Source organism: Pseudomonas sp. S1(2024) (genome assembly GCF_046557535.1).
In genome coordinates this window covers 66,973-73,936 of record NZ_JBKGFP010000068.1, presented here as the reverse complement: position 1 = coordinate 73,936, position 6,964 = coordinate 66,973, and the positions used below count along the sequence as shown (strand labels likewise).

The 6,964-nt window shown below is 62.3% G+C and carries 8 protein-coding genes; 6 read left to right on the top strand and 2 right to left on the bottom strand.

Going from position 1 to position 6,964, the window contains the following annotated elements:
- Positions 1 to 1,204: IS1182 family transposase (locus tag ACLCGK_RS18870; protein WP_410952627.1), on the bottom strand; the 1,204-nt coding region annotated here is incomplete at its 3' end.
- Between the two features lie 196 nt (positions 1,205 to 1,400).
- Between ACLCGK_RS18870 and ACLCGK_RS18865 the strand changes: the two genes are divergently transcribed.
- Positions 1,401 to 1,850: a GNAT family N-acetyltransferase gene (locus ACLCGK_RS18865; protein WP_173895835.1), complete on the top strand. Its 450-nt coding sequence runs from the start codon at positions 1,401 to 1,403 to the stop codon at positions 1,848 to 1,850.
- 259 nt (positions 1,851 to 2,109) lie between these two features.
- Here the strand turns inward: ACLCGK_RS18865 and ACLCGK_RS18860 are convergent, their stop codons facing one another.
- A complete protein-coding gene (locus ACLCGK_RS18860) occupies positions 2,110 to 3,021 on the bottom strand; it encodes a LysR family transcriptional regulator (protein ID WP_015270098.1) in 912 nt (303 codons plus the stop codon).
- Positions 3,022 to 3,114: 93 nt separating this feature from the next.
- On the opposite strand from ACLCGK_RS18860, the gene ACLCGK_RS18855 reads away from it, so the two are divergent.
- The 5 genes from ACLCGK_RS18855 to aroE are packed head-to-tail and all read left to right on the top strand — an operon-like array spanning position 3,115 to position 6,953.
- Complete coding sequence (locus ACLCGK_RS18855; protein ID WP_023660573.1) at positions 3,115 to 4,062, top strand: ketopantoate reductase family protein; 948 nt, start codon at positions 3,115 to 3,117, stop codon at positions 4,060 to 4,062.
- Complete coding sequence (locus ACLCGK_RS18850) at positions 4,059 to 4,457, top strand: VOC family protein (protein WP_015270100.1); 399 nt, start codon at positions 4,059 to 4,061, stop codon at positions 4,455 to 4,457. The genes ACLCGK_RS18855 and ACLCGK_RS18850 overlap by 4 nt, the downstream gene beginning before the upstream one ends.
- Positions 4,454 to 4,909, top strand: a complete 456-nt coding sequence (locus ACLCGK_RS18845; protein WP_003256790.1) for a MaoC family dehydratase — start codon at positions 4,454 to 4,456, stop codon at positions 4,907 to 4,909. Before ACLCGK_RS18850 ends, ACLCGK_RS18845 begins: the two co-directional genes overlap by 4 nt.
- Positions 4,906 to 6,138: a CaiB/BaiF CoA transferase family protein gene (locus tag ACLCGK_RS18840; protein ID WP_410952661.1), complete on the top strand. Its 1,233-nt coding sequence runs from the start codon at positions 4,906 to 4,908 to the stop codon at positions 6,136 to 6,138. The genes ACLCGK_RS18845 and ACLCGK_RS18840 overlap by 4 nt, the downstream gene beginning before the upstream one ends.
- Entirely contained in the window at positions 6,135 to 6,953 is an 819-nt protein-coding gene (gene aroE, locus ACLCGK_RS18835; protein ID WP_054573807.1) for a shikimate dehydrogenase, read from the top strand. The genes ACLCGK_RS18840 and aroE overlap by 4 nt, the downstream gene beginning before the upstream one ends.
- Positions 6,954 to 6,964: the final 11 nt, after the last annotated feature.

Genomic DNA, 6,964 nt, shown 5'->3' with positions numbered 1-6,964 from the left:
CTACCGTTTCATGCTCCCAGCGCTTCAACCGGCGTTCCTTACCCGTCGTACACTGCTTCTGCATGGAGCAACTTTGGCAGCCAGAGAACCCGTAGGAGTGCAGCAACATGCCGTCCTCGATCGAAGAGTGCCTGCGGGTCAGTAGCCGACCCGCAGGGCATCGGTATTCATCCGATGCAGCAATGTAGATGAAGTCCTGCTTACCGAATCGGCCTTGCGCTTTGCTGCTTGATGTCAGCGGCTTCGGGACAAAAGTGGTGATCCCGGCCTGCTCGCAAGCAAGGATTTCCGGACCTTTGTAATAGCCTCGGTCGGCTACCACTGTCAGCGACTCAGCGCCGATCTCTTCGCGTGCCAGGTTCGCCATATTGCTTAGCTGCGTTCGGTCATTGCCAACATTGGTGACTTCATGAGCAATGATCAGATGGTATTTGTCATCGACTGCTGTTTGTACGTTGTAGCCAACCGTGCCAGTACCTCGGCCACTCGTGGCCATTGAGCGTGCATCAGGATCGGTAAGAGAGATTTGCTGATCTGGGCTGGCGTGAAGCTGCGCTTCAATGTCCTTTAGCTTTGTCATCTGCTGTTTCAGCTTTTCTATTTTTTCGCTCAGCCGTTCAGCCTTGGCCTCGGCGACCTCGGGCGCCGCCCGATCCGCCGAATCCAGCGCCGCAAGATAGCGGTCAATGCTCTGCTCGATCTGCTGCATGCGCGCCTTGATCTTGCCCTGGGTGAAGTTGCGGTCGCGGTTATTTACGGCTTTGAATTTGCTGCCGTCGATGGCAATGATCGACTGGGAGAAAAGATTGAGGTTGCGGCACAGCACTACGAATTGCCGGCACACGCCGCGAATAGCTTTACCGTTGTCTCGACGAAAGTCAGCAATCGTTTTGAAGTCAGGAGCCAACCGGCCCGTTAACCACATCAGCTCGACGTTGCGCTCTGCCTCGCGCTCAAGCCGGCGGCTGGACTGAATCCGATTGAGGTAGCCATAGATGTAGATTTTCAGCAGGACTGCTGGATGGTAGGCCGGACGACCCGTAGCAGCCGGATCGACACCCTCGAATCCGAGCGCTCCGAGGTCGAGTTCATCGACGAAAACGTCAACCACTCGAACAGGGTTTTCTTCGGTGATGTAATCATCCAGGCACTCCGGCAGCAGCGTGACTTGCGTCCGGGCCTCACCCTCAATGAACCGCTTCATGATCGTCCCCGCCACGATCTCGACGATCAGAAGGTTAGATAATCGCAGGGTTTTTTCACAGCCTGGACCCGAAGCTGCCGGTCTGTAACGTTACCTCTCGCGCATGGAAGTGTCTGTTAGCAGAGGCGTTGTTGCATATCTCTAAGTCGGATGTTCTGGTATAAAAATACCCCTGCCCAAGTCACGGACGACGACCATGCAGATACGCAAGATGACTCAGGAAGACCTGCCAAGCGCCAACGCCCTGTGCTTGGATGCGTTCATGCTAGCGGTTGCGCCATCGCTGTCTGCCCAGGGCGTGGAAACCTTCGCAAAGGTGGTTGCTCAGAAGGCGTTTGCCGAACGAATGGTAAGTGACAACCTGATGCTGGTTTGTGTCGCGGAGGGAACCTTGGTCGGGCTGATCGAGCTGAAGGAAGGGCGCCATGTGGCGATGCTGTTCGTTGCGCCGGCCTGGCAGCGCCACGGCGTTGGGAGGCGCTTGATGAATGCGGCTCTGGAGCAGGCCAGGGCCAATGTAGTAACAGTTAGAGCGTCGCTATCTTCAGTGGCCGCTTATGAACGTTACGGTTTTGCGTTGGCAGGGGAAGTGGGCGAGCTTGCCGGGCTGATCTACCAACCGATGGAGAAGCGGTTGACCATTTGAAGCGCCGTCTACGACCCAGGCCGCTGTTCTTAATGACTTCAAATGGCCGTTAGGGGCCATGCGCCAAGGGCCGTAATGGGTCGTTAGTCGCCGTTCGTGGACAATTGCTGTCGGCCCAGAGACCGGCCGCTTCGCGGCCCCATCGCCTTCGACCCGCGCCCGGCGCGGTCGGCAAATAGGCGGCACGCTATGCCCGTTGAACGGCGGGTCAGCCCAGAACCATGGAGCGATGAGGCGAGCGAAGGTTTCGTCGTGTGTGCTAACCGGCCCCTGTTTGAAACAAGCCCCGTACCACCTCCCTGATCCAGCGATTCCCGCTGTCTTGCTGGTACCGTGCGTGCCAGTGCTGCTTGACCGTGAAACCTTCCACTGCAAACGGGCAATCGTGCACGTGCAAACCATGCATGTCGGCGAGTGTCTGGCCGATGTGCCGTGGCAACGTAGCCACCAGGTCGGTCGACCCGACAATCATCCCCAACCCCAGAAACGCCGGCAGCTCCAGCATGATCCTGCGTTCGATGCCGGCCCGCGCCAGGCCAGCTTCCAGTAACTTCTGCCCGGTCCCGGCACTGATTTGTACATGCCCCTCGGCCTGGTAGCCCGCCACGCTCATGCCGTTGCTCAATCGAGGGTGTAGCGGGTTGCTCAGGCAGACCCAGTCCTGCTCGAACAACACTTGCTGATACATCCCCGCACCCAGCCAGGGCACGAAGCCGATGGCCAGGTCCGCCTCGCCCGACTCCAGCGCGCTCTCGGTATTGCCATCGATGCGTGCAGCTTCCAGGCGAATACCCGGCGCGTGGGTGCGCAGGTGGTTGAGGATGCTGGGCAGCAGGGTGATATGGCTGGCATCACTGACGCACAGGCGAAAGCGCCGCTGCGCCGTGGCCGGAACGAACTGCGGCTCCCAGGTAGTCAGGCGCCGCAGCGATTCCAGCACCTCGCGGCATGGCCCGATCAGCTGGTCTGCCCGCGGGGTTGGCGCCATGCCGCCTGGCGTACGCACGAACAGTGGGTCGTTCAACTCTTCACGCAAGCGCCCCAACCAGATGCTCACGGTAGGTTGGCTCTGGCCGAGCTGTTCAGCACTGCGGGTGACGCTGCGGCATTGGTACAGCACATCGAACAGTTGCAGCAGCTTGGGGTCGGGCAAAGCGTCGAGCGCACTCATTATTGCGAAATCCAATAAGTGTATTGAGTCCATTGTATAGCCGAAATAAGGCTCGCTGCATAAGGTAGTCGCAAACCACAGGAGGTCAGCGATTTGAAAATCTGCATTCTGGGCGCCGGCGCCCTGGGTTGTGCCATCGGTGCGGCCTTGAGCGAAGCGGGGCACGAAACCTGGCTGTTGAACCGTGGCCATGCACATGTCGAGGCGATGAACCTGCACGGGCTGCGGGTGCAGGACGAACGCGGCGAGCGGCAGGTCCGGGTGAAGGCAGCCTGCGACGCGGCAACCGTGGGCGTGGCCGACCTGGTGGTGGTGCTGGTCAAGTCATTCCACACCGGCGAGGCGATTGCCGGGGCCAAGGCGCTGATCGGGCCGCAGACGCTGGTGCTGTCACTGCAGAACGGTCTTGGCCATGAAGACATCCTTGCCGAGGCCGTGGGCCGTGAGCGGGTGCTGGCTGGCAAGACCTACGTCGGTGGCGTGCTGCTGGCGCCGGGTTCGATCCGCGCCGGTGTTGCGGGCAAGCAGACTTTCATCGGCGAACTCGACGGCCAAAGGACGCTGCGTGTGCAGGCCATCGCCGAGGTCTTCAATGGTGCCGGGCTCGCCACCACGGTCAGTGACAACATTCTCGGCACCATGTGGGACAAGCTGCTGGTCAACGTCGCGACAGGCGCGCTCAGCGGCATCACCAGGCTCGGTTATGGCCAGTTGTACAGCGAGCCGCTGCTGGAAAGCACCGCCAAGGCAGCGGTGGCTGAAGCCATTGCCGTCGCTGAACGAGCAGGCATCCGCCTGAGCCTCACCAGCCCGGATTCTGCATGGCGGCTGGCCGCCGAAGGCCTGCCGGCAAGCTTCCGTACCTCGATGCTGCAGAGCCTGGAAAAGGGTTCGGTCACCGAGATCGATTTCATCAATGGCTCCGTCGTGCGCTGGGGCCAGCGCCATGGCGTGGCCACGCCGGTCAACGCGACCCTGGTGGCCTGCATCAAGGGCATCGAACGCGCCATGGCCGATCAGCAGAAGGGGAGTAATCCATGAGCCAGCCGAAAGCCTACCTTGAACACGTTGCGTTCTGGGTGCGCGACATCCAGTGGCACATCCGCTTTTTCAGCGAGGTGTGTGGCATGACCATGCGTGAAATACAGGGTGACGTCGAGCAGCCTGCACAGTACTGGACCCTTGGTGGCCTGCAGTTCATCCACCAACCGGACTTTGCCGGCCCGGAAGGGCGCATGGCGCACCTGGGCATCATGTGCGAGGACCTCGAAGCCACCCTGGCCGCCGCACAGCGTTTCGGCGTGAGCGAAATGCCCCAGGGCCGCAACTGGCTGCGCCTGCCTGACGGCCTTGCGGTCGAGTTCATTCAGGCATCGCCGGCGAAATGCGTCGCCCAGGCACTGGCCATCGACCCACGTGCAGAGGTGGTGGCATGAGCGTAGTGGAAAGATACTGGGACGATGCCCGCGAAGGCGATGAATGCATCAGCCCCACCTACACGGTGACCCGCGAACGTATCCTGGCCTACGCAGACCTCACCGGCGACCACACCCCGGTGCATGTCGACGAGGCCTACGCCAACGCCAGTCATTTCGGCTGCCTGGTTGCCCACGGCCTGTTCGGCCTGTCGATCGCCGACGGCCTGAAGACCCAGTGCGAATACCGCTTTGTGCCGGGCATGTCGCTGGGCTGGACCTGGGACTTCGTGCTGCCGATCAAGGTCGACGATGTGCTGCACGTGCGCATGCGCGTGGGGGCGATGCGCCCGAGCAACAGCCGACCGGGCTGGGGCATCGTGGTCTTGCCGTCGGAGCTGATCAACCAGCACGGCGAAGTCGTGCAGCGTGGCGAGCACCGGCTGATGGTGCCCCGGAGGGTGCAGGCATGAGCCAGGCATTGCCATTGGCAGGTATCCGCGTCATCGACTACAGCCACTTCCTCGCCGGGCCCTATGTGGGCCGCTGCCTGGCAGCACTCGGCGCCGAGGTGATCAAGGTCGAACGGCCGGGCAGCGGCGATGCCGGGCGCCAGCATGCATTTACCCTTGATGAGCAGCAGAGCGGTTACTTCCTGCAGCTGAACATGGGCAAGCAGGGCGTCAGCGTGAACATGAAGGACCCGCGTGGCAAAGCGTTCATGCAACGCCTGACCGACTCGGCCGATGTGTTCATCGAAAACTATCGCCCCGGTGCCCTGGACAAACTGGGCCTGGGCTATGCCGAGCTGTCGGCGCGCAACCCGCGTCTGGTGTACTGCTCCATCTCCGCCTATGGCCATACCGGGCCGGATGCCCACCGCGCCGGTTTCGGGCTGATCGCCGAGGCCAAGAGCGGGATCATGCAGATGGTCGGCGTGCCGGGCGAAGCGCCGCCGTTGCTGCGCATTTCCCTTGGCGACATGTACACCGGCATTCATGCCGTGGCGGCGATCAATGCGGCATTGCTGGGCCGGGTGAACAGTGGTCGCGGCCAGCACATCGACATGGCCCTGTACGACACGCTGGTGTCGATGCATGAATATGCGGTGCAGTGCTACACCTTGTCCGACGGCACCGTCCTGCCCGAGCAGACCGGCCATGACATGCCCACCTCCACCCTGTACGGCGTGTTTCGCGCGGCCGATGGCGACCTGGTAATCGCCGCCCAGGTCGACGATGCCTGGCAGCGCTTTGCCGCGATGCTGGAAGCCAACGGTGGCCCGGCCGGGTTCGGCAGCGACAGCCGCTACCACAGCCTCAATGGCCGCAACGCCCATCGCCAGGCGATTCTGGCCGTGGTTCGCGACTGGGTCGGCGCGCGCCAGGTGGCGGATATCCTGCAGTTGCTCGATGACATCGACATCCCCAGCGCCAAGGTGCAGCGCATTGACGAGGTGGTGGCCGACCCGCAGATTCAGGCGCGCAACATGGTCATCGAGCAGCAGCACCCGCGCTACGGCACCTTGCGCCTGCCCAACCTGCCGTTTCGCTTTTCCGACTGCGACACCACGATCCACCAGGTGGCCCCGGACCTCGGTCAGCACAATGCCGAAGTGGCCGCCGGCCTAGGTTTCAGCCCTGAAGAAATCACCGCCATGCAGGCAGACGGTGTGCTGTTCACCCACGGAGATGCACGATGAGCGACCGCTATGCAGTGATCGGCCGGCCGATCAACCACACCAAGTCCCCGTTGATTCATGGCCTGTTCGCCCAGGTCGCCGGCCAGTGCCTGGAGTATGGCGCGCTGGAGGGCGAGCTCGAGGGCTTCGAGGCTCAGGTACTGCAGTTTCGCAGTGATGGCGGGTTGGGCATGAACATCACCGCGCCGTTCAAGCTGCGAGCCTTCGAGCTGGCCGACCAGCGCAGCGAACGCGCCCAGTTGGCGCGGGCGGCCAATGCGTTGAAGTTCGAGGATGGCCGTATCTTTGCCGAAAACTTCGACGGCATCGGCTTGCTGCGGGATATCGAGGAAAACCTCGGTGAGCCGCTGGCCAATCGACGGGTACTGTTGCTCGGCGCCGGTGGCGCGGTACGCGGTGCATTGCTGCCGTTCCTGCAGGCGGGGCCGAGCGAACTGGTGCTTGCCAACCGTGACATGGCCAAGGCGCTCGCCCTGCGCAACGAACTGGATCATCCAAGGCTGCGCATCAGCCGTTATGAGGAGCTGGAGGGACAGTCCTTCGACATCGTGGTCAACGCCACCTCTGCCAGCCTCACCGGCGAGCTGCCGCCACTGCCTGAAGGCGTGCTGGGCGCGACGCAGCTGGCTTACGAGCTGGCGTATGGCAAAGGCCTTACGCCGTTCCTGCGCATGGCCCAGGCGCAGGGGGTGGTGCGCCTGGCCGACGGTGTCGGCATGTTGGTCGAGCAGGCGGCGGAGGCTTTCGCCTGGTGGCGCGGGGTACGGCCAGAAACCCGCGCCGTCATCGATCGCCTGACTATTCCGCTGGAGTAGGACCAAGGCCA

Excerpts from the sequence above, each read along its gene's own strand:
- ACLCGK_RS18860 (WP_015270098.1), bottom strand. The coding sequence starts at position 3,021 with ATGAGTGCGCTCGACGCTTTGCCCGACCCCAAGCTGCTGCAACTGTTC.
- ACLCGK_RS18845 (WP_003256790.1), top strand. The coding sequence starts at position 4,454 with ATGAGCGTAGTGGAAAGATACTGGGACGATGCCCGCGAAGGCGATGAA.
- ACLCGK_RS18865 (WP_173895835.1), top strand. The coding sequence starts at position 1,401 with ATGCAGATACGCAAGATGACTCAGGAAGACCTGCCAAGCGCCAACGCC.
- ACLCGK_RS18840 (WP_410952661.1), top strand. The coding sequence starts at position 4,906 with ATGAGCCAGGCATTGCCATTGGCAGGTATCCGCGTCATCGACTACAGC.
- aroE (WP_054573807.1), top strand. The coding sequence starts at position 6,135 with ATGAGCGACCGCTATGCAGTGATCGGCCGGCCGATCAACCACACCAAG.
- ACLCGK_RS18850 (WP_015270100.1), top strand. The coding sequence starts at position 4,059 with ATGAGCCAGCCGAAAGCCTACCTTGAACACGTTGCGTTCTGGGTGCGC.